The following is a 24,884-nucleotide window of genomic DNA, read 5'->3' as shown; positions in this document are numbered from 1 at the left end:
CTGCGAGAAGCTAGTCGGAGAATTGGTTTGGCTGGGAATAAGGCATGAGGTCAACGAAACCTCCCCGGTACACTGGGAAGATGCTGGATAAGAAGCGCGATGGAAGCGTTCTTCACGTGACCATCAACCGTCCCGAAGTTCGCAACGCATTCAACGATGAACTGATCTCCGCGCTGAGCGAGACATTTGCCAACCCCGAAGGAGCGCGCGTCATCATCATTCGCGGCGAAGGGCCGGCGTTTTGCGCGGGGGGAGACCTGCAGTGGATGACCAAGGCCTCCGGCTACACCCGCGAGCAGAACATTGCCGACGCTTTGAATCTGGCGCGGATGCTGGACAATGCGGCCCGATGTCCAGCGGTGGTGATGGCTAAGGTGCACGGCGCGGCGTTTGGCGGCGGATGCGGCCTGGTCGCCGCGTGCGATGTCGCGGTCGCGTTGCCCGGCACAAAGTTCGCCTTTAGCGAGGTAAAGCTGGGCCTCATCCCGGCCACCATCAGCAACATCGTGATACAGAAAATTGGGCAGGGCCACGCGCGTTCGCTGTTCGCTACCGGCGAAGTCTTCGAGAGCGAGAAGGCGCAGCGCATCGGCTTGGTGCACGACTTGGCCACCGACCCCCACGACGCCGAACAGATTCTGGCGGCCAAGATCAAGGCTGTCCTTGCGGCGGGGCCGCGCGCGGTGCATAAGGCGAAGATTCTCGCCATGGACGCCCCCTACACCTTGGAAGAAACCGCCGCACTGCTGGCCGATGCGCGCGCCGGGGACGAAGGCAAAGAGGGCGTGGCCGCGTTCTTGGCCAAACGTCCGGCATCCTTTGTCGAGCCGTATCCCGTCCACGAATAGATTGTGGAGAGCATTAGCGTTTTCGACATCCTCAAGATTGGGGTGGGGCCGAGCAGCTCGCACACGCTGGGTCCGTGGCGCGCCGCGGAACGCTTTCTGCACGAGTTGGGCGACCTGCGCTCCGTGGCGCAAGTGCAGGTGGGGCTGTATGGCAGCCTGGCGCTGACGGGTAAAGGTCACGGCACGGATGTCGCGGTGATCATGGGTCTGCGCGGGTTCGACCCGGTGACGGTGCCGGTGGACGACATTTTCCCCGAACTCGACCGGATTCGCAAGTCAAGCCAGCTCAACCTTGGAGGGCAATCCGAGATCAACTTTGACCCGGAGCGCGACGTGGTGTTTCATCACGATCAGTGTTTGCTCGGCCATCCCAATGGGCTGCTGTTTACGGCCCAGCGCGCCAGCGGCGAGTCGCATCAGGCGGCGTACTACTCGGTGGGCGGCGGTTTCGTGGTGGCGCAGGGCGAGCAGCCAACGGGCTCGCGCGCGGTGCGGCTTCCCTACCCCATTGACCACGCTCGTCAGATCGAAGCCTATTGCGCCGAGCTTGGCGTGAGCATCCCCGGATTGGTTCGCCGGAACGAAGACACGTGGCGGCCTCGCGACGAGACCGAGCTCGGCGTGAGGAACATCTACGAGGCGATGCGCGATTGCTGTTGGCGCGGCTGCCATACGGGCGGAACCCTCCCGGGCGGCCTCAACGTCAAGCGGCGCGCGGCCGAACTGCATCAGCAACTCATGAGCAAGGAGGCCGATAGCCCGGCGACTTGGATCAAGGCGATTCAGCAACAAAACACTAACTTCTCCGACACGCTGCAGTGGGTCTCGTGCTTCGCGCTGGCCGTCAACGAGGAGAACGCCAACTTTGGCCGTGTGGTCACCGCGCCGACCAATGGCGCGGCGGGCGTCATTCCGGCGGTGCTGTTGCACTGGGTTTGCCACCACCGCGGCGACGACGAGTCAATTCAAGATTTCCTGCTGACGGCAAGCGAAATCGGTTCGCTCTTTAAGAAAGGCGCGACGATCAGCGCCGCGATGGGCGGTTGCCAGGCCGAGATCGGCGTGAGCAGCGCGATGGCGGCGGCGGGCTTGTGTCAGGTGATGGGTGGCTCGGTGGGCCAGGTGCTCATGGCCGCCGAAATCGCGATGGAGCACCATCTTGGGCTCACTTGCGACCCCATCGCCGGGCTTGTGCAGATTCCCTGCATTGAGCGCAATAGCATGGGCGCAGTCAAGGCGATCACCGCCGCGCAGATGGCTCTCACCAGCGATCCCGCCAGCGCCAAGGTTCACCTGGATCACGTGATTTTGACGATGTGGAACACCGCGCTGGACATGAACACGAAGTACAAGGAGACGGCCGAAGGCGGGCTTGCCTTGCAGATCAGCGTGGCCGTGCCCGAGTGCTAAGCGACGGTGATGACGACCTCGCCGACGCGCACGGTGTCGCCGGGGACGATCTTTTTGCGGCGCTCGGTGGCGACCACGTCATTGACTAAGATCGCGCCCTCGGCGAGCAGGCCCTTGACCTCGCCGCCCATGGAAACCACTCCGGCCACTTTCAGCAGTTGTTGCAGCTGAATATTCTCGCCGCGAATTTCGATATTCATGGGGAGAGTCTAGCCGGTTTGGGCAAGTTTGCAGGGTGAAGTTGAACCCACTCGCCGGGTAAAATGCGGTGTTCGCTTCATCTCGCCAGCGTTGTCGGGATGCTTACGGAATCTCCTATGAGCACGAAACGCGTTTACCTGTTTAACGAAGGCAATGCCACCATGCGCGACCTTCTCGGCGGCAAGGGTGCAAACCTCGCCGAAATGTCCAACATCGGCCTTCCCGTCCCCCCGGGATTTACGATCACCACTGAAGTCTGCACCGAATACTACCAATCGGGCAAGACGCTCCCCGCCGGTCTGCGCTCCGAAATGGAAGCCGCGATGAAGGCGATGGAAACGAACATGGGTCGCACCTTTGGCGGCACCAACCGCCCGTTGCTGGTCTCGGTCCGCTCGGGTTCCAAGTTCTCGATGCCGGGCATGATGGACACGGTCCTCAACCTCGGTTTGAACCCCGAAACCGTCGCCGCTCTGATTGCCGAAACCGGCGACGAGCGGTTTGTTTATGATAGCTACCGCCGCTTTATCATGATGTTCTCGGACGTGTCGTTCGGCATCAGCAAGCACGGTTTTGATAACCACATTTTCCAGGCGTACAAGGAGAAAGTCGGCGCGAAGAACGACCTCGAGCTCACCGCCGCCCACCTCAAGGAAATCTGCGACCTCTTTCTGGCGCACGTTAAGGCGAATGCGGGCCGCGACTTCCCCACCGATCCGTGGGAGCAGCTTTGCCTCAGCGTCGAAGCCGTTTTCCGCAGCTGGAACAACGAGCGCGCGATCATCTATCGCCGCACGGAAAAGATTCCCGACGAAATCGGCACGGCGGTCAACATCCAGTCGATGGTCTACGGCAACGCCGGTGAAGATTGCGGCACGGGCGTGGCGTTTACCCGCGACCCTTCGACTGGCGAAAAGGTGCTCTTCGGCGAGTATCTGATGAACGCGCAAGGCGAAGACGTGGTCGCCGGTGTGCGCACTCCGGTGCCCATTAGCGAACTGGAAAAGCAAAATCCCGAGGTTTACAACGAGTTCGTCCGCGTGTGCGACCTGCTGGAAGCGCACTACAAGGACATGCAAGACCTTGAGTTCACGATTGAGCACGGCAAGCTGTTTATGCTTCAATGCCGATCGGGCAAGCGCACCGGCCCGGCCGCGGTGAAGATCGCCGTGGACATGGTTCACGAGAACCTGATTGACCGCGACGCGGCTCTGCTTCGCGTCACCGGTTCGCACCTCGACCAACTTCTCCACCCGCGCATTGATCCGAGCGTCATGGACGCCGCTACGCAGCTGGCCAAGGGCCTGCCGGCCTCGCCAGGCGCGGCCGTCGGAATCGCGGTGTTCGACGCCGATCGCGCGGCAGAACTCGGTCGCGGTGGTGCCGGTAAGCCGGTCGTGCTGGTTCGCGAAGAAACCAATCCCGACGACGTGAAGGGCATGCTCGCCTCGCAAGGCGTGTTGACGGCTCGCGGCGGAAAGACGTCGCACGCGGCGGTTGTCGCGCGCGGCTTCGGCATCCCCTGCGTTGCTGGTGCGGAATCGCTCCACGTGGACGTGAGCGCCCGCTACTTTAAGGTTGGCGACCACACGATTAAGGAAGGCGACCTGATTACGCTCGACGGCTCGACCGGTGCGGTGTACTTGGGCAGCCTCAAGCTGATTGAAGCCGAAGTCAGCGGCTCCTTTGGCGAGTTGATGAGCTGGGCCGACGACGTGCGCCGCCTGAAGGTGCGCGCCAACGCCGACAACCCGCGCGACGCGAAGCAAGCCATTGAGTTCGGCGCGCAAGGCATTGGCCTTTGCCGCACCGAGCACATGTTCTTTGAGGCTGAGCGACTGCCGATCGTGCAGGAAATGATCCTCACCAAGGACGAAGCCGAGCGCCAGTCGTGCCTCGACAAGCTCCTGACCTTCCAACAAGCCGACTTCGAAGGCATCTTCGAATCCATGGAAGGCCGCCCGGTGACGATCCGCCTAATTGACCCGCCGCTGCACGAATTCCTGCCGAGCCAATTAGAACTCGCCAAGGAAGTCGCCTCGCTGAAGACCCAGATCGGTCTGCAGCCGACGAACGACCACGCCAAGGGTCAATTGAAGGCCAAGCAAAGTCTGCTCACCGAGGTGGACGCGATGCACGAAATGAACCCGATGATGGGCATGCGCGGCGTGCGCCTCTCGATCATCATGCCGGGCATCGTCGTGATGCAAACGCGCGCGATTTTGCAAGCCGCGGCCAAGCTCGCGAAGCAAGGCAAGCAAGTCTTCCCCGAGATCATGATTCCGCTGGTCAGCACGGTCAACGAGTTGCGCGTGGTGCAAGGTCTGTTGGAAGCGACGGCCAAGCAAGTCATCGCGGAACAAGGAGTGGACATTCCGTACCTGTTCGGAACGATGATTGAGATTCCGCGAGCGGCCCTTACCGCCGGCGAGATCGCCGAATACGCGCAGTTCTTCTCGTTCGGCACCAACGACCTGACGCAGATGACGTTTGGCTATTCGCGCGACGATGCGGAGGGCAAGTTCCTCACGAAGTACGTGGATGACAAGATCCTCTCGCACAATCCGTTCGAGACCATTGACCCGAACGGCGTCGGCAAGCTGATGAAGATGGCGGTGGCCGACGGTCGCGAAGTCCGCCACGACCTCAAGTGCGGCATCTGCGGCGAGCACGGTGGCGACCCCGAGTCGATCTACCTGTGCCACGCGCTGGGCCTCGACTATGTGAGTTGCTCGCCGTTCCGCGTGCCCATCGCTCGACTTGCCGCCGCGCAAGCGAGCATCAATGAGCGCGTGAAGGTCACGCTCGACAAGTAAGTCGGAAAGTAAGTTGCCCCCGGTCGGTTTGACCGGGGGCAATTTTTGCTAGCGAGTGAGGATTCTCGACTCCCAGAGAGAATTGTGTTCCTTCTCCTCATACATGAGCCCATCCGGGCCCCAAGACCAGTTGCCGCCGAAGTAGGGCAGCAGGGCCAGCGGGCGTGGCCGCACGTAGCGCAGGTACATCCGCTGCTGATTGATCGGGAGCTGGGCGGACTCGCCATTCAGAAAGTATGTTGCGCGCTTGATCTCGCGCACTCGTAGGCTATCTGCACTCAGTGAGTACCGTTGGCCCGGCTCGAAGTGGGTTTCAGCTAGGTTCGTGATTCCGCGATCGGCCAACCACTTTGCGGCTTTGGCGCGGGCGTCAGTTTCTTGCCAAGCTTTTTGGAAGGGGACCGAACCCAAGTTGGACACGCCTTCGAACATGACTTCTTTCACCGTCGGTTGAGCGTAGATCACGGACCATCCGCCGGTGTTTGTCGGGGCGGTCATCTTGGCCGAGATGGATCGGGTGGCGATACTTCCCTGCCCAATGCCCACGACCAGAGGATTCTGCGGAGCCGGGTGGTCGTCGCTCAGGTCAAGCGGCAACTGATTCGTGGTTACTGCGACAACGGCAATCTTCGCCTTAATCGGAGCTAGGGTTCCTCTAGGTGAGCCTTGCCGTGCGCGCTCGCCGGGTTCAAAAGGCTGGGCGGTAATCACGAGGCTTCGCGAGAAGGGCTCAATGGACACCGGAGAAAAACGGCATCGGAGCAAGCAAGCGGTCCTCCAACTGCTGACCGTCGCCAAGCTCGCTCCCGGCCACCGGAATCGCAATGGTTCCGCTGGCGGGCAGCGGCTCCAAGCGGCAACCGAGCGAGCGCTTATCGATCGGCAACTCCGTGCGATTGCTCAGGACGATCCGGTACGTGTTGGTGACCTCATAGCCATCCAAACTGTCTGGACCGGAAGGCGTGTAGGTGAGCAAGTCCTCATCCATAAACACCTGGCCATGCGGAGCGATGTAGTGACCATTAACGATCCGACCTTTCTCGGCGTACCAGTTACCCTCGGCGAGGGTGCCGTCGGCATGGGTTTGAATCAGCGAATAGGACGCGCCGTACTGCAGGACAATCGCCCAATCGTTAGGCGCAAAGTCAATCTCCGCTCGTTGCGGACCCCGCCACACCATGGGTCGGGCGACGTTGAGGACCTCGGTCCGATCTGGTTCGCATCTGGGCAGAGTTAAAACTGCCGCCAAACCGATGAGAATGTGTCGCCTTTGCACACTGCATTGTAAACCGGAATGCTCCAGGAACGCAAGGCCGCAAAGATTCCGTCACGATTACCAGGCTCAGCGGAGCGAATTGCGGGAATAGAATTCACGGAAGCGAAGTCCCGATCGGCTGGGTCGAGACTCCAGGAAAACAACATGCTTATCTCGGATGCAAAGGAATTTGTCGGCCTCATCGTCGACGTCGCGTACACGAATCGCAAAGGGGAGACGATTCATGACACGGCGGAAGTGTTCGATGTGAACTTCATTCCGCTTTACGGGCCCTGCCTCATCACCAACATTGGTGATATTCGGCTGGACCGCGTGAAAGGCATCACTGAGCAGAAGGACCAGCAACAGCGAGCCGCCTAGCCGCGGTTTGAGAGGAGCTCCAAAGCAAGGGCGAGGTCGTAGTGGCCTCGCCTTATTTTCGTTTGACCGAGCGCGACGAGAGCCGCTGGGCGATGTCTTCGAACCTTACACGCACGCCGAACACAAATGTCTTGGGGTCGAGTCGGCTCGCGATGAACGGCTCATAAGAGCCCGCCACCCACGCCAGCGAGAACTCCGTGTCCGTCCACTGGCGGCGGTCGAAATTGTATTTGTAGAGCAAGCTGGCCGTGGTCGGGCCCAGCTTGTAATCCAGACGCGCTCGAAATCCGTTGCGATCATAAAGCCGATCGAGCAGCAGGGCCGGAGTGCCGAATTCCGAGGCCGTGACATACTGGCCGCTCAGCGAAACTCCCGGCACCACCGGAAGCGTGAGGGTGACCGCGCCACGAGCCCAGCCAAAGCCGTTGGTGCCGCCGCCAAGCGTTCCCAACACGTCCGCGCGACCGCGCAGAGTAAGTCGTCCCAAAGGCAATGCTCCAGAAACGATTCCGGATGTCATCACCGCCCGCGGACGGAAGCTTTTTGCTGAGTCGTCGCGGATGTCGTGAATGCGCAACTGGTTAAGCCAGCCACCTGTGCCCAGACGTTGCGCGTGCTCCAGGGTGAGCTCCGCGCGGCGACTCACCTGCTCCGATTCCACCACGCGCTGATTGGTCTGCTGGTTGTAGGCAAAGCCTAGCGCGGCGGTGTACCGCGAATTGCGGAAGGGCCGCTCCTCGCTGGAAAATCCGCGCGACAGCACGCTCTCCATCGGGCTTTGGCGGAAACGTTCGTCGATATCCGAGAGCGGCTTGATTAGCCCGGTATCAGCCGAGGGGCGCAGCGTGCTGGTGACCAGCGTCGCCGAGTAGGTCGGGTACGAAGTTGGGAAGATGCCGAAATCGGCGCTGAGGGTGCTGGTGAGTTGCAGGGCGCCGAGCGGACCGCGCCGCTCGGGGGTGAAAGCGCGTTCGCTGAGAATCACACCACTGAACCAAGTCAGGCCCACGCCATCGCCTTTGCGGAAACCGACGGTCGGTAGGCGCAGTCCTTCCACCCGGCGATCCAGCGCGATCGGGAGCGTGAATGGCACGCTAATGTTCTGGCCGAACAAGGTGATTTTCGGGCGGCGGATACGGCCCGACTTGCCGGGCGTGAGCTCGAATTCTCGTCCCGACACGGCCAGGTCGGGGCGACGCGACTTGCTCGTGGTGAGCGAGAAATCTCGCAGCAGCCACTTCCCTTCGGTAATCAAGATGCTGCTTGCGCGGACCCGCACGCGGTTGATGATGATTGAGACGTTGTTGGCGCTCCCCGACTTTTCTTTCCAGTTGAACTTGAACGATTGGCCGCGCAGCTCGCCTTCGGGGTCGGTGACGACCACTTGGCCACGCGCTTCGCCGCGCGTTTCTTCGTTCCAAATCTCAAGCTCGGCCGCCTCGATCACGGTCGGGCCGTATTCAGCGCGCACGCCGCCGCTGAACACGATGTTGCCCGTGTCCATGTTGATGCGCTGCCGCCGCCAGGTCACCCGCAAGCCGCCTTCCAACACGGTGGTTTGCGCGGGCGCTTCTTGCACCGCGGGCTCGGCCAAGCGCGCGAGCTTGGCCTCCAGGGGAATTTCGGGCAGGTCGCTAGACCAGCTCATCGGGCGATTGCTCGTTCGCGTGGGCGGAGTCCAACACCTCAACGTCATCCGGCTTGACAAAGTTATCCCAGTGAGCCGTCTTGGTGAGAGCGCCCGTCTTCTCGGCGATCATGACTGCCTGGAGCGAGGCCACCGCGACTTCCAGATGCTTGGTTTCGGGTTCCACGGTAGTAAGAACGCGCTGACTAAACAGCCCGGGCGCAAAGGCGACGCTCACCCACTTTTTGTGGCGGTACTTTCCGGCGAGTTTGAGCAATTCATAGCTGATCCCCGCGACGAGCGGCAGGCAGCACAGCACGATGCCAAAACGAACAAGCGCGTCCAGCGCGGTGTGGCCAAGCGGATGCCCAAAGGGATACCTAGGGATGAGCGGCATGAAGATGAACCCGACGAACAGCACGATGATCATGAAACTGGTTCCGCATCGCGGGTGCAGACGGGTTTGCGCGCCGCTCGTTTCCACGTTCACGCGGCGATCAAGTTCCAGCGCGTTGATCGCCTTGTGCTCCGCTCCGTGGTACTTGAACAACTCTTTGACGGCTTCCAACTTGGCGATCGCGGCCAGGTAGCCAATGAAGATCACCACCTTCACGATCTCGGCCAAGTAGTTCATCCCGGTCGGCGACAACTTGACTCGACGTCCCGCCGCCTCGGCGACAAGCTGAGGCAGGTAGTCGAAGATAAGGAACCCAACCGAGAGACCGATGACCATCGCCATCGGCACGGCGACGCTCTCAAAGGCGCGGCCCATGCGAGCGCGGATCGGCGGAATCGCCATGAGGCTAGTCACGGCGGCGCCAATCGCCACCACTCGCGCGAAGGTTTTGTCGCCCGGAATAAAGATGATCGCGATGATTGAAGCAACCAGGAAGATGAGCGGCAAGGTCCAACTCGGTGGTTTCGGCTCCTCTATCTCTTTGCCTTCCGGCTGGTAGCGCTCGTCAATCTGCACGGCCCCGGCGAAGTTCATCGCCTTGTGCCCAAGGAACATCGAATCGAGTAGCGCGAAGGTGCCTCGCAGAAACGGAATCATCAGCCATTTTTGACGGCCAATCCAGGTTTTTTCCACCGGTTCGGTGTCCACCACTATCTGGCCATTGGGGGCGCGGCAGGCCACCGCGTAGTGCTTGGGCGACCGCATCATCACTCCTTCGATAATGGCCTGGCCACCGTAACTAAGATTCTCCTTTTCGGGCACGGTGGAAGGGTACCCGCTAGCGCCAATCCCCCTCGTTTTGCGCCAAAATCAAAGGGTCGTTTCGCGGCCTCGGCGCGTCTCAACTCTGCCCCTCGCCTTATGTGCAAAAGCTTCGTCCACCTTCACAATCACACGGAATACAGCCTGCTGGATGGCGCCAACAAGATTCCGGAATTGGTGGCCCGAGCGAAGTCGTTGGGTCAAGAATCGCTAGCGATCACCGACCACGGCGTCATGTTCGGGGCGATGGAATTCAACTTCGAATGCCGCAAGCAGGGCATCAAGCCGATCCTGGGCATGGAGGCGTATGTCGCGCCAAACGGCCACCTTTTGCGGGAGGGCCGTCAGGAAAACCAGACGTACCACCTGTTGCTGCTGGCCAAGAATCTTGAGGGTTATCGCAACCTCTGCCGTCTCCACACCATCGCCGCCCTCCAAGGGTTTTATTACAAGCCGCGCATTGACCACGAGCTTCTGCGCGAGCACGCCCGCGGCCTCATCGGCTCGACCACCTGTTTAGGCAGCGAAGTCAACCAGCTTCTGCTGGAAGATCGCTACGACGAGGCCAAGGAGCGCGCGGCGATGTACCGCGACATTTTCGACGAAGGCAGCTACTTTGTTGAGTTGCAAGATCACCGCCTGCCCGAGCAGCACAAGTGCAACGAGGGCCTGATCAAGATTGCTCACGAACTGAAGTTGCCGCTCGTGGCCACCAACGACGCCCACTACCTGTGCCGCGAAAGCAACGCCGCGCACGACGTGCTGTTGTGCATCGGTACGGGCGCGATGCTCAACGACACGAAGCGCCTTAAGTTCTCAACCGACGAATTCTATATCAAGTCGGGCGAAGAGATGGCCGCGCTATTCCCCGACCATCCCGAGGCCATTGAGAACACCGCAATGTTTGCGGAGATGTGCGACGTGGACCTCGGCAAAATGCGCGCGCCGATGCCGCAACCCAAACTCGAAGGCGGCATGGATTCCAGCGGCTACCTGCGGCACCTGGCCGAAGAGGGTCTCAAGACCCGCGTGGAAACCCTCAACGACGAAGCTTGGGAGCGGCTTAACTACGAGCTGCAAGTCATCGAGAGCACGAAGTTTGAGGACTACTTCCTGCTGGTGCGGGAGTTTGCGAACTTCACTCGCGAGTCGGGCATTGCTTATGGCGTGCGCGGTTCGGCGGCGGGCTCCCTCATCTCCTTCTGCATAGGCATCACGGACGTCGATCCGCTGAAATACGACCTCACGTTTGAGCGCTTCCTCAACCCCGAGCGCATTTCCATGCCGGATATCGACATGGACTTTGAGGACGCGCGGCGGCAGGAAGTCATTGATTACGTCGTTCAGCGATTCGGCCAGGACCACGTCGCCCAGATCATCACGTTCGGGACGCTGGGCGCCCGCGCCGCGATCAAAGACGCCGGCCGCGTGATGGGTTACGCCCCGCAGGACACCGACCGCATCTGCAAAACCATTCCGAACATCCCCGGAATGACGCTCACTAAGGCGCAAAAGGAGTCCAACGAGTTCCGTGACATGGTGCAAAACGACCCAAGCGTGTCGCGCCTGGTGGATGTTGCCAAGGAAATCGAAGGCACGGCGCGCCACGCCGGAGTTCACGCGGCGGGCGTGGTCATTAGCGGCGATCCGCTGGCCGAATACATTCCGCTTTACCGCTCGGCCGATGGCATGCCCGTCACCGGGTTTGAAATGGGCATTCTCGAGAAAATCGGGATGCTCAAGATGGACTTTTTGGGCCTGAGCAACCTCACAGTGCTGGCCCGCGCCTCGGAGTATATCGAGCTGACCACCGGCAAGGCGATTGACGCCACGAAGATGCCGCTCGACGACGCGCCGACCTTTGAGATGCTCAGTCGCGGCGAGACAATTGGTGTGTTCCAGCTTGAATCGGGCGGTATGCGCCGCAACATCATCGAGCTCAAACCGCGTTCGGTGCAGGAACTCGCGGCCATGGTCGCGCTTTATCGGCCCGGCCCGATGGAGCACATTCCGCGCTACGTGGACACCAAGTTTGGTCGCCGGCAGGCGGACTATCTGCACCCTTCGATGGAGCCGGTTCTTAGCGAAACGTACGGCGTCATCGTTTACCAAGACCAAGTGCTCAAGCTCGTGCAGGCCATGGCCGGGTTTAGCCTGGGCAAGGCCGACGTGCTGCGCCGCGCGATGGGAAAGAAGGACATTGACGCGATGAAGCAGATGCGCGTTGAGTTTATGGATGGCGCGGCCGCCCGCGACATCCCCGCCGAGGCCGCGGCCCAGGTTTGGGAGCTGCTGCTTCCCTTTGCTGGTTACGCCTTCAACAAGGCGCACGCCGTGTGTTACGCGTTGCTGGCCTACCAAACCGCATGGCTCAAGGCGCACTATCCAGTGGAATACATGGCCGCGCTGCTGAGCGTGTACAGCGATAAGGAAGACCGAGTGACGGCCTTCGTCGAGGAAAGTCGCCGCCAGGGAATCAGTGTCCTCCCACCCGACATCAACCTTTCGCGGTCGGCGTTTTCCATTGAACAGGTGGTCAACACCAAGAAAAAGAAAGAAGCGCCGAAGGCCGTAATCCGCTTTGGTTTGGCCGCCATCAAGGGCGTTGGCGTCGGATTGGTGCAAGCCATTTTGGGCGAGCGCGACGAGAACGGCCCGTTCAACCACCTCTATGATTTCTGCGAGCGCACCAAGGCGTTTGGCCTTAATCGCGGGGCGCTGGAATCGCTGATCAAGGCGGGCGCCCTCACGAGCATCGACACCAACCGCCGTAAGCTGATGGCCTCGGTGGAGGTAGCGCTTTCCTACGCGGAGAACGCCTTGCGGGACAAGGAAGCTGGGCAAGATTCCCTGTTCGGCGAGCCGGAGCCAACCACCACCGGCGGCTCCTCGCACCCGCCCTTGCCCGACCAAGACCCCTATGGGCGAGCCGAGATTCTGGCCCTGGAGCGCGAGGTGATGGGCGTTTATGTGAGCGACCACCCGCTGCGTGGGCTTGAGAATGTGTTGCCCACGCTCAGCTCGCACAATACCGGGCAGCTCGGCGATCTGGACGACACCGCGCCGGTGAAGTTTGCCGGCATTATTACCGGGCTGAGCGTGCGCACGACGAAGAGCGGCGAAAAGATGGCCAGCTTCTTGATCGAGGATTTTCATGGTCAGGCGCCGTGCTTGGTGTTCGCCAAAACCTATGCCAAGTTGCGCGACCAGATTGTCAAGGACGCGCTGGTTGTGGTTCGCGGCGCGTTGACGGTTCGCGAGCGGTTTGGGAACAGCGCGGAAAAGCAGCTTGAGATTCGGGTGGAAGACATTTCGCCGCTGGAGCACGCGCCGGACGTGCAGATGGAGCACGGCGACCAGGAGGTCGGCCAGGTCCGCATTCGCATTCGCCGCGCCCGCCCCGACCAGCTTCGCGAGCTGCGCGAGGTGATTCGCGCGATTCCGGGCGACTACGCGGTGGTGTTGCAGGTGGGCGACATTGGTGCTTACGCCCCGATTGTGTTGCAGTCGCGGATTGATGGCGCTTTACGCGACCTGGGCAAGCGCGTGGGCAACTGCATTCCCGGCGCGCTGCTGGAGGTGCAGGAGAACCAGTTCAAAGCGCCCGACGAAACGCGTCCGTTCGCGCCATCGGAAGGCGACGAAGACGCTCCGTTTGATCTTGGGCCGAGTGCGGCCGGCAGCTAGCGTAGCTGAAACAGATTCGAATTGTGCCGAAGCACTTCGAGCGATCTAGCGTGGAGTTCTGGCGTGCGGCTCGCAACACTGCCGAATTCGTCATGGCTGAAGTGCCACACAAAGTCGCCGCGCGCGTCCACGATCTTGATATCCCAATTGCAGGCCAGAACCGTGAGAATGTACGACCCGGCAAACTCCCAGTCGTCAGCCGCTTCGATCGTTGCGCCGATTCTACGCCGAACCTGGCTCGACCGCGCGATCGTGCCGAACCCAGAAGTTTGCGCAGGCCAACAGCGTGGCCAAAATTGCGCCGACTTCGATACCGCGGATGGAGCCGCCCACCCAGGCAAAGGCCATGACTCCGGTTCGAGATTCATGTTGAGAACCGTAGTAGGAATAGAAATCCGGGCTGACCGCGGCGATGGCCACGCCAATCGCCCCGCCGATAACCCACGCGGAAAGGGCCAGGAAGACGATGGATAGGAGAAGCCGAACATTCACCCGGAGGTTGGCCTCGCCTTTGGTCAGTAGCAGCACAATGGTGGCGACCACTACGCCCAGCACGCCGCCGATCATCGCGCCCTCCATCATTCCCTGAGCGATTGCCAACTCTGGCATGTTGCCCGTATCGAGATCGAACAAGAACGCAAAGTAGGACGGCGACAGCGACCCATTGAACCAGTTCGTAATGATGCCTAGCACGATGCCGCTGATGACCCCAAGTCCAACCGTCGCGAGTGCTCGGTTGATACCCTTTGACGATTCCATACAGTTTGAGACGCGAGCAACGACTGAAATGGCTGGTGGCGCGCGTTGGTTTGGTGCGAAACGCGCCCCCGTCTGCCCACTTGCCACGCCCGCGCGACTACGCTTGCGCTAGTCGCTTTGCCCAGACGGGGGCTGAGGCTGCGGCGGGGCCGTTCATTCCTCGGTGGCCAAGCGCAAGAATAACCAGCCCGCGGTGACGGCCAGCAACACGCCGACGGCATAGATTAATGGAAGCCGGATCAGCAGCGGTTCTTGACCGAAGGTCACAAGAACTAACGAGATTGCCGAGAAGACGACTGTTATGGCGATGAGCGGTTTGCGAAAACGAGCCAGCGAATGGAGTTTAAGCGTAAGCGGAATCATGAGCAGGTAGGAGAGGATGACACGCGCCATGGCGACCAACGGGTAGGTCATGTCGTCGGGCGGGGGCAGCGAGTCTTTCGTGACCACAAACGCGATGGTGAGAATTTCTTCTAGCAAGAGCCAGAGCGGAATGAACGCCCACGGGCGAACCTTTTTGCGGAGGAAGAAGAACACCAGCGGGATCGCCGTCGCGACCTCGAACAATGTCAGTCCCCAATCAAATTCCATGCGTAGCTCCGAGCTTTGTCGTGGTCACTTTTACGACCGCTTGTTTGTAGTGTAACAGGGAGGAGAACATACCGGTTCCTGGGTGCGAGCCTCCTTTGCGCCCCCGGTCTGCTCATTCCGAGGCGGGGGATATCGGAACCCAGGAGGTCTTAAGTTTTTCCAGCGCTGTGACGCCATTATTGTGGCTCACAACAAATCTTTGACGATTATCCTTTAAGAAGAATAAATGGTACACATGGATAGTTTTCTCAAACTTATTGGGAAATGTCGCTTCTATCCTATAGCCGTGATCAAACTCTACTGTGAGCGAAAAGTTTTTCTCCAATCGAAAGCTCTGCATGCGAATTCTTTTGGCATCAGTAAGGGCGAACAGGTGATCCCAATCCTCATCGGTACCTACGGTTTCCCATGCCTCGATCAACAGTCCGTTCGGTCCATGAAAATCAAATTCATAACCTGATGATATTCCGTAATCGCTGATGCCTTGTTGTCGCCCTTTACGGCCAATGCACTGCACATATTCGCCCATGTCAAAATACCGATGGTAAATACCTTTGTAGACGTCAACCAAGGGCTGGCCAATCATTCTCGTTAGAATGTCGGTGACCCGGTTGTAAGCTTCTTCGCCGTGCCAAGTTTCGAGGGTCAAGGGTCTTCTCCAGTCATCTAGTCTCCAGCCTCGGTCCTCACTTCGGCGTGTTCTCGAAGAAGAAGTCCTTTTCGCTGAGTTCGTCCAACCTGCCAGCGGCAACCACCGGGACTCCAGCGAATCCCCGACCAGCGCGAAACAGCACGAACAAACCTCCGTCCGAGCCATATTGATATCTCGATGGACGCGTGATGAGAAACGAGATAGCGGAGCGAGAGAGGACATTCCAGCTTTCGACGCGAAATCCTTGAGGTCCATAGACTTTGTTGACATTGGCAACGCCTTCAATGAGAACTCGCTCGCGAGCATTGCGGTCGGCGAGCATGAGGCCAACGCAGATTGCGCCGGTGACAAGGACCGCAATAAGGCAACTCCACTTCCTCATAACGCAGTATAGCAACAACTGCGGCAAGTCCCAAGTTCCCAGAAGGTACTCCTTTGCGCCCCCGTCTGCCCACTTGCCACGCCCGCGCGACTACGCTTGCGCTAGTCGCTTTGCCCAGACGGGGGCTGAGGCTGGCGTAAGTAACAACATCCCAGAATTCGAATGATCCGGTTAGCATCAGTCCCCCATGTTCACAACCGTGTACTCGCCGGTTCCGTCAAAGTGCAACAACTCGGGCTTTCTATTCTCCGACGTGCACATCAGCGATTCACCAACTCCAACGTAGATAACCCAAAAGATATCCCCGTGCTCGGGCGACGAAATCGCGGGCACGGACAGCTGATAGTCCTCGGTCATTCGCACTGTCAAACTGTAGTCTTCCGTGATGACAATTTCCTGAATCCATATGCGCCGCCGATCAATTCGCTTCTGCATCGCGCTCCAGCGCTGGCGCGAGCAAACTGGCTGATAACACGCGATGATGGGCTCTAGGCGGTGGGTGAAGAGACATGGCGCGTGCGCAGTCACGGCATCCCAAATCTCGACATCCGCACCACTCTCATCAGTCAACGGTGAAAAGTCAAAGGTCCAAAAGAGTGGTCGCCTAATCTCGAGGAGAGGCTTATTAAGTAGCCGCGGCAACACCTGTTGCCGCACATCGGTGAGCGAAGTCAACATTTTATAATCTGCTTCAAACCACTACCCTGAATGCGTGACTCGTCACGCCGCTTTCTGCACCCGGCGCACCAGTAGTGTCATCCACGCAACCACAACAATAATCGGAGCGAAAAGTTGCAAGGGCGGAAATGCTCCCAGAACCGCGAGCGAGACTGGCATGTTCATTCGGCTGTAGACAAAAAGTAAGATGCTTACCACTAGACACACGACGTTAAAGGACAGAACCAGTTTCCTACTTTGCTGATCGAGCAGTCGAACAACCTCCGTTGCGAGAAGGAGTGCCAACCACCGCATCACAAAGATCACAATAGCATTGCCGTCGTCCATTGTTGAGACGTGGATCGGGCTCCACTCGTTGACATGCACCGCCAGACCCTCGGCTACCGCAACCAAGAGTAGTCCAAACTTCCAATTGGGGAGGGACCGAGCAAACCAGAGGTAAGGAAGTCCAAGGGCGAGGACCTCCCACAACAATATGGCTTCGACCTTTGACCACATTAGCTCAGTGAGAATACCTTTCTCAGCGTAGGAGTAAGCTTGGAGTTTTGCAGCAAGTTGCTATACCTCGCTTTGCTTGGACGACTTCTTAAACCAGTTTGTGGTTTTCGAAATGTAGGTGAAAGCCAGTATGGTTCCTAAGTAGAGGAGCAACGTGTTTGGCAGGAGGAACGACGGGTCTTGAGGCACATAAGGCTGAAGCCAACTGAAGAAGATAAACACCGCGAGCAACCATTCAGCCCAGCGAAAGCCTCTCCCGCGCAGAGCTTTCCAAATTACCAGCATCAACGGCAGTATTGATGTAGAGAGCAAAATCATCACTAGGTACAACATCCCTGGCCCTAAGACAACGCAGATGAGCCCAGCACTGAGGAACAGCAACTCGAAATTCGGCAAAAATGAACTAAACCACCCCATATTCCTGACCTAGCTTTTCGCCCTCAACCCATCCCTACTGAATGTCTGGTAGTGGGCAATAGCTTTATCCTTCGTAAGATATCTACTTTTCATTTTCCAGAACTTTTGAACGAGGTCAGTAGTCGATTCAGAATCTCCCGCTGAGGTTGGCTCATCATCTTATTCTTTCCGTGAAGGAATGTCGCCTCGATCGCAGTCTCGTTTACAAACAGGTAGGAAGTAACGAACAGAGGGCTATCGTACCTCTTCGCGCTGAAATTGATCATCCAACTTGAAACTGTTGTGCGTCCCACTTTGTATGGTTTTATCTCGCTCACCAATCTGGAGCCGTTGACCATATCTTTGCGATATGCGAGGATAACTTGCTTAACCTCAGTCTCCTTGACCTTGCCGTGGAACAGTGTGATCGTAATCAAGTGCTTTTTGTTCGATTTCTCGTAGACAAAAAAGCTGGTCGCTCCTTGTGTTTTCTTCGGTTTGACAATGTATCCCTTCTTTCTCAATGAAGCAATAATGTCCTGACTGTTGCTTTGAGCAAGAGAGATTCGCTGCGACAAGCACAAGAGGGTCACAAGCGCTACGCTAGGTATTTTCACAGCTTTGTCCTGGCCAGGTCATTGTCCGGCCGAGAGCTCACCTTTTGTTGCCGCGCTCTAATCGCTAAAATTGCTATCGGCACCAGGGATGCCGGTGTGAGATACCAAAGCGGTACGAGAGGGATTTCCCTTTGTATCACCAAGATTGCAATAATCGGTGACAGAAGGGAAACCACCCACAATGTCCGGCTGACTCGGATCGCAATTGAAGCAAAAGAGAGCAGGAAGAGCATCGGCACGAGGTGTTCCCAATTAAATGGCAGAAATGGATGGGGCCCTTCTCCATCATAGAAGCCTAAAGGAATATATCTTGTTATGGATTCATAAGCACCCCAATCCGCACATTGATAGACCGTGGCAAGAACCACAAAAGGGAGGTTCTTCGCAAGCTGCTTAAGGCGAGTGGGCCAATCAGCGCGGTCTTGGACCGATGTCATAAGTGTCATACTATCATTCTACACGGTGTGGTTTTCGATCTTCCTTCAGGCGCCGCAGCAGCCATCGCCAAGAAAAGAAGTTGGCAAGATAGAGCAAGAGCAAGTTGGGGAGCAAGAATGAATAATCCATGCGGACCGGTTGCAACCATAGAAAGAACCATAAAACAGCAACAGTGAGACCTCCAAGGTTCTTGCCCCGCTTAGGCCCAAGCATTAACAGTTCATAGGTGAGCTGCAGGACGGGCGCACACAGCAAGTAGATGCCAACAATTGCGACCTCCACATAGCAGAATGCCAAAGGCATTGCTCCATAGAACAAGAGCTCTCCGTTCGGAAGAAAACTAAGCATGACATGTCACTTCCACAGAATCAGTTCGATGAACGCTTGTAACTTGGTGGTCGAAGCGCTCCTGGAAGCGGCTCGTTCCGACGAGAGGAAGCTTGCCATCTTTGTTGAAGTTTCTCGCGAATAGCATTATATCGTTCCCCTTCGTACTTTCTGATGGCCATTCCAACAGCAAATATGAGACCGGGATCATAAGGCTTTTTGTCTTGAGCTAATAGTTCTTCTAGCGCATCTAGTCCAGGTTGACTCGTAGTACCCCTAAGTGCATATGCGAGGAGGCTTGGTGATTCTTTGAGAATTATAGGCTTTAGCGCCGATTCCAACACAATAGAATCTCTATCGTTGGAAGGGAGTTGACCAAGCAATTCGACGGCGTCGTAAAACGTTGGACCCTCTCGCTCCCTTCTTGCAATCATGGCTAGCTTCATCAAGAAGTATTGCTCTTCAAAGTCTACACGTGAACGTAACGCGTATCTCTGATTTTCCCGCACTGTCCCCGGTTCATGCTCACTTTGGTTCGCGCATCCAGCTATCAAGATCGGTACAAACAGAGCAAAAGCCATAAGCGGCTTACATCGCACTCTGCTTGTGCCACCCGGACTATTGCTGTCCGTATGGGCAGCGCAAGCAGATGCAATTGGGTTACCAGTGTGGTTGTTCAAAAGGTATTTCCGCTTCCTTGGGCTGACATTCTTTGTGCAGTTTCGGGCCGATCGGCAGCGCCATACGTATATGGAATCGTTCGGCAACGCGCTCCACCTATAGCCAGTATAGCAACAGAGTTGTGGCGCAGCAAGTTCCAGACGAGGTTTTTACAACTCTCTTACATGCGCCCCCGTCTGCCCACTTGCCACGCCCGCGCGACTACGCTTGCGCTAGTCGCTTTGCCCAGACGGGGGCTGAGGCTGCGACAAGAATAGCAGCGCGCGCAAAGGGTGGGGTCGCCTCGACCAAACGGGCCGGCGAGTGACGAGAGCAACAGAGCCTGGGCACCACCAGGATCAGCGGCAGTACAGATGCACTGCGCAGAATCATCACCGGGACTACCATCCGGGGCCTACGGATCAAGCATAAGAGCACCTCACTGAGAAACAACAATTCGAAGTTCGGCAATAATGAGTTAAACCACGACATGTTCTTGTGTAACCCTTACGCTTACAACCAACCTTTCATGAGCTTCTGCTTGCCACCGACCAAATGGGTTCGGATTCACATGCGTTTTTGAGAGCATAAAGGTGGTAGCCCTTGGAAAGTTGCAGTGAGATCGACTGATCATGAAGCACACAAACGCTTTTCACCTTGAGTCCGTCTCTCATTGCGTCCCAAAACTTTGGAGAGTCGTCGCGGCCCAGCCAATTCGTAGCGCTATGTACGATGACGGTTTTTCGCCGACAAAGGAACCAAAATGGTGGTAGGGAAACGACAGACCGCTGCCCCGAACCACCGCGGAAATGGAGTTTCAGTTGCTCACCTCCCACGAACAAGTCCGTGAGTGTGTTACCCACCAGGCGTTGCAGGTCCAACCAGGCTTCGCGCGCGGTGGGCTGTAAAGGAAACTCTGTTCTTTGCGCCTGATCCCAATCTACCGGTGCGGCTCTGAGTGAGGCGAGTCGACCATGTGGCTCTAGTACCATGCAAGTTTTGGGTGAGCTGATCATCGCCGCTACATCTGATACCGGCCCAAGATTTGGAAGGAACACACGGTAACCACCATCCAGGACGATGAGCACATTAAAGTGTGCGTCCAAGCTAATCGAACGCAACGCAGTTCTTCGATCATGCCAAACAGCTCTGAGCGCCTCCCAAGTTTCTGAGCGCAAGGAGCCTGCCGAATTGAGCAAGATTGCCTGATTACGAGCATCTAGAAGAAAAGCATGCCCATCGGTACTGATCTTCCCGGAATGCTGGTCGGTACCGTCACTACTGAAACCCAAGCACCAAGATGGCCCAATACCCTTAAGACCGCTCCAGTGCAGCCCAGCAAATTCACGCACTACCTCGTTGAAAATCTCAGAAGATATCACCCTTGACTTCACAATTATAGAACCGCAAGCACAGCGGGCGCAAGCAGGCGCGATGCGCCACCAACCACGACTGCACCACCGGCGATTGGGGCAAGGGCTAAGGCGCCGGCGATCACCAGTGCTCCAACACCTATTCCAATCAACAATTTTTGGGGATCAACGAGGCCCTGGTCGCCCTGCGGATCGGTTATGGGATCTCCTGGATCAGTTGCAGGAATCTCTGCGTCAAGGTTTGGCTCCATGTCAGCGATCAACTGCCGAAGTTCACTTGGCTTGAGGTTCGGATTATGACGACCACCACCTGGTGGTCTAGGTTCGTCATCATCTTCATCGCCTCCGCCTAAGTACGCGTGTTTTCTGTCGTGCATTTTATCCCGATATCCCTTATCTGTCTTATACTTTCGGATCACGTCTTTCAAAACCTTTTTGTTAGCCGGATCCCTTTCTTGCCCTAGCAACTTCTCTAGCCATGGCAAGAACTGCCCATGCTGTGGAAACAAACCGAATGGATCTACAGATCTGAGCGGACGATTGCCACAATAGGTAAACCAATTTCGCCCGCTTTTGATCGGATCGCGCGTGATGAAGCGGCCAATGCTGGGGTCGTAGTAGCGATTGCCCAGTAGTTGCAGATCCGAGCTCGGGTCTGACTGATAGCCCCACTGACCGGCGAAGCCAAAGCGATTCGTTGTCGAACCAGTTGACGATTTTACTCGCCCAAAAGCGTCGAAGTCAGCCGTGTACGAAGTATTCGAAGACGAATCAAACTCATGCGAAACCGAACCCATGCGGTCGGGGCCCATGTACTTTTTCGTCGAACCTTGCTTTTGCGAAACGCCAGGCACATAAGTATTTGTTGTGCTCGAGGTTGCATCTTGCAAGACCGGCGCAGTTGCGCTGAGTCCATCGCGGCGAAAGTTCCACTGCGTTCCATTGAGCGTGAGCCTGGTGCGCGAGTTGAAGATGTTGTAAACGTAAGTATCCGAGGTTCCTGTACCGTCGGGATATTGAGTCGTGATTAGGCGATCTTGGTAATCGTAGTGGTAGGTGCGTTGCAACGTCCCGCCCACGGTTACCGTTTTCATCCGGCCGCAACCGTCGTAAGAAAAGGTCTTGCTGCCCGCCGCCGTCAGACGATCGCCGACTCCATATGTGTAGGAATCGTTTTGAAGCGTGCTCCAAGCACCCGAAACCCAATCACTGAGCTTGAAGCTCGCCCGGTTACCGTTCGCATCGTAGCTGTACTCCTGCTTCCAATCACCAGAAATGGTTTCATGCAGAAGCTGGTCAATGTCATCGTAGCCGTACGTTGTGGTCGTGCCGTTCTTGACCGCAGAATCAAGATTGCCATTGGAGCCATAGGAATAGGTTTCTTCGGAGACGAGCGTTGGGCCAGCCTTGTAATGCTTGGCAGAGGTTTGCCGGTCCCTATCGTCATAGGTAAACGTCGTCCACATCCCATTCCCAAATGTCTGCTTGGTTAGGCGGTTGGCATCGTCATACTCAAAGCTTGTACTGTGACTATCGGTATCCAAGATGCCAGTCACTCGCGAACCGGTGTCGTAGCTGTACTCCATGTAGCCGGAGCCGACTCCTGACATGTTGGTTCGCTTTCGACGACCCAGCGTGTCGTACGTATAGGTTTGAGTGCCATTAGGCCCAGCGTGACTGGTCACTTGCGACGCGTCGTTATATTGAATGGTTGTTGTGCCTGAGTTGTCCCAGGTGCTCGTCAATCGGTTGTCGTTATCGTAGGAGAACGTGGCATCGTTCCCGGTGGGAAAGTCCACCGCGGTTTGCCGGTTGGCATCATCAAACGTGTAGTACGTGATCTGGTCAAGCGGATTCTTTTTGCTGACCACGTTGCCATTTCCATCGTAGCCATACCACTCCTTTTTGCCGCTGGCATAGTCGGGCATGGTGAGGCTATACAATTCGTGGCGGTCTGTGTAGGCATAGGTCCGCGTTTCGCTTTTAGCGTTGGTCACCGTGGACAGCCGTCCAAGATTGTCATACACGTAAGTTTCGACTTCCGCATTCGCGTTGGTTGTTTCGGTCAATCGACCAGCCGCGTCGTACTCGTGCTCAGTAATCTTCCCACGCTCATTGGTCACGGAGACGACATTGTCCTCGGCATCGTATTCAAACTCGACCGTCGTGTTGTCTTGGTGGGTGACTGTCTCAATTCTCCCCCAGTCGTCATAGTCGTACGTATCGCCGCGCGATTCGGGCAACGTTTCGCTCGTCAAACGACCCAGCGAGTCGTAGCCCACCGTCGTGGTGATGCTCAGCTGGTTTTGTACCGCCGTAACATCTCCATTCGAGTTCCGCGTGATATCTACGTCTTCCGAATCATTGTCAGTAACCTTGTCAATTTGCCCGTAGGCGTCATAGTCAAAGTACGTGTACCGATTCATCGGATCCTTGACTTGGCTGACCAGATCGGAACCGTTGTAGCCGTAGTCTGTGACTTTGCTCAACGGAGTCGTGATCGTATCAATGTCATTTTTCGCAGTGTAGGTATAGGTCCAGGTGTGGTTTAACGGGTTTTTGAGCGTGAGGCGGTTGCCAGCACTATCCCAAGTGTAAGTCCAAGTCTTCCCGCGCTCATCGTTCATCGTGAGCGGTAGGTAGTTGGTGTTGTAGGTGAGGTACTCGGTATAGTAGTTGGCCTCATCTTTCTCATATTGAACCGCTGAAATGCTGCCAAAGGTGCCGTAGGCGAAGGCCCTGGTTTTTGAGTTTTCGTCGGTGATGACCGTACATCCATTCACTGAGGAACCGCCGATCGTCACGGTTTGGTTGTAGCTGTACGTTTCAACGACGCCCGTCGGATCTTCTTCGGTTGCAAGTCGGCCGCTCCCATCATAGGTAAACAGCCAATCATAGCCGCGCTTATCCGTCCAGGCTGTGATTTGGTTCGCCCCATTGTAAGTAAAGGCGTCGGTATGCGAGCCTGACTTGATCGCCGGGTACTGGATTGAGTTCAGGACCTTGCCGGTTGTGTCAATTATCCACTCTCGACCTGTGCTGTCTTCCACTAAGTCAACGCAGCTTGATCCGTTGTAGCTAAATTCTAGGTAGCGCCCACTCTCATCGGTGACTCGATCAATCATCGGAGCCGAAGAATAGGTGACATCCACGGCGTTGCCGGAGCGATCTTGCATTGACGTAAGAAAGCCACTGCTGTTGAACGTCATCGAACTCTGATCTTTGTTCAGTAACGTGTACTTGCTGGTGCCACTATTGTAACTGAGCGTGTCGAAGCAACCGGCTGGCGCAACATAGCTACCGCCCCCACCGGATGTGAAGATGATCGAAGAGCCGTCGGCGTACTTTACGATCCGACTGGTGCCGCTCGTGAGAATGATCGTCTCGTAGGTAGACGTCCAAGATTCCCCAAACAGCCCTAAATCGCTACTTGATGAGTTGTGAAAGAGAGTCAGATCAATGCCCGTGTTGCCGCGCGCACTCCAGCTAACAACGTTGACTTCCGTGAGTTTGTTGCCGTTTTGCGAGTTCCACCCGCCGACGATACTTTCGCCCGGGTAACCGCCGCCTCCATTTCCGTTTTGGCCCGGGTAAGCCATTGTGAAGCCGAGCGCCATGGAAGCAATCACGAATCCGCTGCCCTCGTCGCCGTAAACCAGGCGCTTCAGGCGGATGGCTGCCTCAAGGTTATCAATTTGTGCCGGCGTATAGCGTCCTCCGCGAAGAACAGTGTCACGTGTGCTAGGTCGCGGTGCGTTCGTCACTCGCGGCGTTTCGCCGCTAAATGGTTGCAGTGGTCCAGGAGTGCCCGGCGTTTCAAACTCCCGCAGGTCATAACCCTCATCTGAAGGACTCTGCAGAAACGCGGGTAGCGCACTTTGTGCGACAAGCGCGGTGGAAACAAGCAGACTAACAGTGAAAGCAAATTTGCCGGCAATCATAGGACACCTAAGCGCAGTATAACGACAGAATTTTGCAGAAACAAGGGCATATTACGATTCTTATATTTTTCTTATAACTTTCTGCTAAGGGTCAAAATAAGGGGAGCGGAGACAAGTCTCCGCTCCCC

Annotated in this window: 20 protein-coding genes; 5 read left to right on the top strand and 15 right to left on the bottom strand. The window is 57.1% G+C overall.

Going from position 1 to position 24,884, the window contains the following annotated elements; genetic code table 11:
* Positions 1-80 precede the first annotated feature (80 nt).
* On the top strand, positions 81-848 hold the full coding sequence (locus JNJ45_05890; GenBank protein ID MBL8048196.1) for an enoyl-CoA hydratase/isomerase family protein: 768 nt from the start codon (positions 81-83) through the stop codon (positions 846-848).
* 12 nt (positions 849-860) lie between these two features.
* Positions 861-2,258 (top strand): L-serine ammonia-lyase, encoded by a 1,398-nt coding sequence (locus JNJ45_05885; GenBank protein ID MBL8048195.1) that lies wholly within the window; start codon positions 861-863, stop codon positions 2,256-2,258.
* Here the strand turns inward: JNJ45_05885 and JNJ45_05880 are convergent.
* Positions 2,255-2,458: an RNA-binding S4 domain-containing protein gene (locus tag JNJ45_05880; protein ID MBL8048194.1), complete on the bottom strand. Its 204-nt coding sequence runs from the start codon at positions 2,456-2,458 to the stop codon at positions 2,255-2,257. The genes JNJ45_05885 and JNJ45_05880 overlap by 4 nt on opposite strands.
* Before the next feature lie 99 nt (positions 2,459-2,557).
* Here JNJ45_05880 and JNJ45_05875 point away from each other — a divergent pair, with 99 nt between their 5' ends.
* A complete protein-coding gene (locus JNJ45_05875; protein ID MBL8048193.1) occupies positions 2,558-5,275 on the top strand; it encodes a pyruvate, phosphate dikinase in 2,718 nt (905 codons plus the stop codon).
* Positions 5,276-5,323: 48 nt separating this feature from the next.
* Here JNJ45_05875 and JNJ45_05870 read toward each other — a convergent pair whose 3' ends face one another.
* Together JNJ45_05870 and JNJ45_05865 are read right to left on the bottom strand one after the other, a co-directional pair.
* A complete protein-coding gene (locus tag JNJ45_05870) occupies positions 5,324-6,016 on the bottom strand; it encodes a hypothetical protein (protein ID MBL8048192.1) in 693 nt (230 codons plus the stop codon).
* Positions 6,006-6,551 carry a hypothetical protein gene (locus tag JNJ45_05865; GenBank protein ID MBL8048191.1) on the bottom strand — a complete coding sequence of 182 codons (546 nt, stop codon included), beginning with the start codon at positions 6,549-6,551 and terminating at the stop codon, positions 6,006-6,008. Before JNJ45_05865 ends, JNJ45_05870 begins: the two co-directional genes overlap by 11 nt.
* Positions 6,552-6,695: 144 nt before the next feature.
* Here JNJ45_05865 and JNJ45_05860 point away from each other — a divergent pair, with 144 nt between their 5' ends.
* The gene (locus JNJ45_05860) at positions 6,696-6,911 is read left to right on the top strand and encodes a hypothetical protein (protein ID MBL8048190.1); all 216 of its coding nucleotides are present in this window, start codon (positions 6,696-6,698) and stop codon (positions 6,909-6,911) included.
* 52 nt (positions 6,912-6,963) lie between these two features.
* Here JNJ45_05860 and JNJ45_05855 read toward each other — a convergent pair whose 3' ends face one another.
* Entirely contained in the window at positions 6,964-8,559 is a 1,596-nt protein-coding gene (locus tag JNJ45_05855) for a hypothetical protein (protein ID MBL8048189.1), read from the bottom strand.
* Positions 8,546-9,757: a DUF1385 domain-containing protein gene (locus JNJ45_05850; protein MBL8048188.1), complete on the bottom strand. Its 1,212-nt coding sequence runs from the start codon at positions 9,755-9,757 to the stop codon at positions 8,546-8,548. The genes JNJ45_05855 and JNJ45_05850 overlap by 14 nt, the downstream gene beginning before the upstream one ends.
* A 99-nt stretch (positions 9,758-9,856) precedes the next feature.
* Here JNJ45_05850 and JNJ45_05845 point away from each other — a divergent pair, with 99 nt between their 5' ends.
* Entirely contained in the window at positions 9,857-13,444 is a 3,588-nt protein-coding gene (locus JNJ45_05845) for a DNA polymerase III subunit alpha (protein MBL8048187.1), read from the top strand.
* 222 nt (positions 13,445-13,666) lie between these two features.
* Here the strand turns inward: JNJ45_05845 and JNJ45_05840 are convergent, their stop codons facing one another.
* The 10 genes from JNJ45_05840 to JNJ45_05795 form a co-directional block, all read right to left on the bottom strand.
* Entirely contained in the window at positions 13,667-14,203 is a 537-nt protein-coding gene (locus tag JNJ45_05840; protein ID MBL8048186.1) for a hypothetical protein, read from the bottom strand.
* A 153-nt stretch (positions 14,204-14,356) separates the two neighbouring features.
* Positions 14,357-14,794: a hypothetical protein gene (locus JNJ45_05835; GenBank protein ID MBL8048185.1), complete on the bottom strand. Its 438-nt coding sequence runs from the start codon at positions 14,792-14,794 to the stop codon at positions 14,357-14,359.
* Positions 14,795-14,906: 112 nt separating this feature from the next.
* Positions 14,907-15,443, bottom strand: a complete 537-nt coding sequence (locus JNJ45_05830; protein ID MBL8048184.1) for a hypothetical protein — start codon at positions 15,441-15,443, stop codon at positions 14,907-14,909.
* 37 nt (positions 15,444-15,480) lie between these two features.
* Positions 15,481-15,828, bottom strand: a complete 348-nt coding sequence (locus JNJ45_05825; protein MBL8048183.1) for a hypothetical protein — start codon at positions 15,826-15,828, stop codon at positions 15,481-15,483.
* Positions 15,829-16,005: 177 nt separating this feature from the next.
* Positions 16,006-16,398, bottom strand: coding sequence for a hypothetical protein (locus tag JNJ45_05820; protein ID MBL8048182.1), 393 nt, complete (start codon positions 16,396-16,398; stop codon positions 16,006-16,008).
* Positions 16,399-16,548: 150 nt separating this feature from the next.
* A complete protein-coding gene (locus JNJ45_05815) occupies positions 16,549-17,004 on the bottom strand; it encodes a hypothetical protein (protein MBL8048181.1) in 456 nt (151 codons plus the stop codon).
* A 60-nt stretch (positions 17,005-17,064) separates the two neighbouring features.
* On the bottom strand, positions 17,065-17,289 hold the full coding sequence (locus JNJ45_05810; GenBank protein MBL8048180.1) for a hypothetical protein: 225 nt from the start codon (positions 17,287-17,289) through the stop codon (positions 17,065-17,067).
* A gap of 221 nt (positions 17,290-17,510) precedes the next feature.
* Positions 17,511-17,978: a hypothetical protein gene (locus JNJ45_05805; protein ID MBL8048179.1), complete on the bottom strand. Its 468-nt coding sequence runs from the start codon at positions 17,976-17,978 to the stop codon at positions 17,511-17,513.
* 1,991 nt (positions 17,979-19,969) lie between these two features.
* A complete protein-coding gene (locus JNJ45_05800; protein ID MBL8048178.1) occupies positions 19,970-20,836 on the bottom strand; it encodes a hypothetical protein in 867 nt (288 codons plus the stop codon).
* Positions 20,837-20,838: 2 nt separating this feature from the next.
* The gene (locus JNJ45_05795; GenBank protein ID MBL8048177.1) at positions 20,839-24,756 is read right to left on the bottom strand and encodes an RHS repeat protein; all 3,918 of its coding nucleotides are present in this window, start codon (positions 24,754-24,756) and stop codon (positions 20,839-20,841) included.
* Positions 24,757-24,884: the final 128 nt, after the last annotated feature.

It is taken from the genome of Chthonomonas sp. (assembly GCA_016788425.1).
Classification (GTDB): domain Bacteria; phylum Armatimonadota; class Fimbriimonadia; order Fimbriimonadales; family Fimbriimonadaceae; genus JAEURQ01.
The sequence above is the reverse complement of the archived record's forward strand: the minus strand, read 5'-3'. Positions and strand labels throughout refer to the sequence as shown.

What these genes read in the sequence shown, in the direction of transcription:
- JNJ45_05795 (MBL8048177.1), bottom strand. Translation starts at nt 24,756, where the DNA reads ATGATTGCCGGCAAATTTGCTTTCACTGTTAGTCTGCTTGTTTCCACC.
- JNJ45_05835 (MBL8048185.1), bottom strand. Translation starts at nt 14,794, where the DNA reads ATGGAATTTGATTGGGGACTGACATTGTTCGAGGTCGCGACGGCGATC.
- JNJ45_05880 (MBL8048194.1), bottom strand. Translation starts at nt 2,458, where the DNA reads ATGAATATCGAAATTCGCGGCGAGAATATTCAGCTGCAACAACTGCTG.
- JNJ45_05815 (MBL8048181.1), bottom strand. Translation starts at nt 17,004, where the DNA reads ATGTGGTCAAAGGTCGAAGCCATATTGTTGTGGGAGGTCCTCGCCCTT.
- JNJ45_05845 (MBL8048187.1), top strand. Translation starts at nt 9,857, where the DNA reads ATGTGCAAAAGCTTCGTCCACCTTCACAATCACACGGAATACAGCCTG.
- JNJ45_05825 (MBL8048183.1), bottom strand. Translation starts at nt 15,828, where the DNA reads ATGAGGAAGTGGAGTTGCCTTATTGCGGTCCTTGTCACCGGCGCAATC.
- JNJ45_05875 (MBL8048193.1), top strand. Translation starts at nt 2,558, where the DNA reads ATGCTTACGGAATCTCCTATGAGCACGAAACGCGTTTACCTGTTTAAC.
- JNJ45_05855 (MBL8048189.1), bottom strand. Translation starts at nt 8,559, where the DNA reads ATGAGCTGGTCTAGCGACCTGCCCGAAATTCCCCTGGAGGCCAAGCTC.
- JNJ45_05810 (MBL8048180.1), bottom strand. Translation starts at nt 17,289, where the DNA reads ATGCTGGTAATTTGGAAAGCTCTGCGCGGGAGAGGCTTTCGCTGGGCT.
- JNJ45_05890 (MBL8048196.1), top strand. Translation starts at nt 81, where the DNA reads ATGCTGGATAAGAAGCGCGATGGAAGCGTTCTTCACGTGACCATCAAC.
- JNJ45_05860 (MBL8048190.1), top strand. Translation starts at nt 6,696, where the DNA reads ATGCTTATCTCGGATGCAAAGGAATTTGTCGGCCTCATCGTCGACGTC.
- JNJ45_05840 (MBL8048186.1), bottom strand. Translation starts at nt 14,203, where the DNA reads ATGGAATCGTCAAAGGGTATCAACCGAGCACTCGCGACGGTTGGACTT.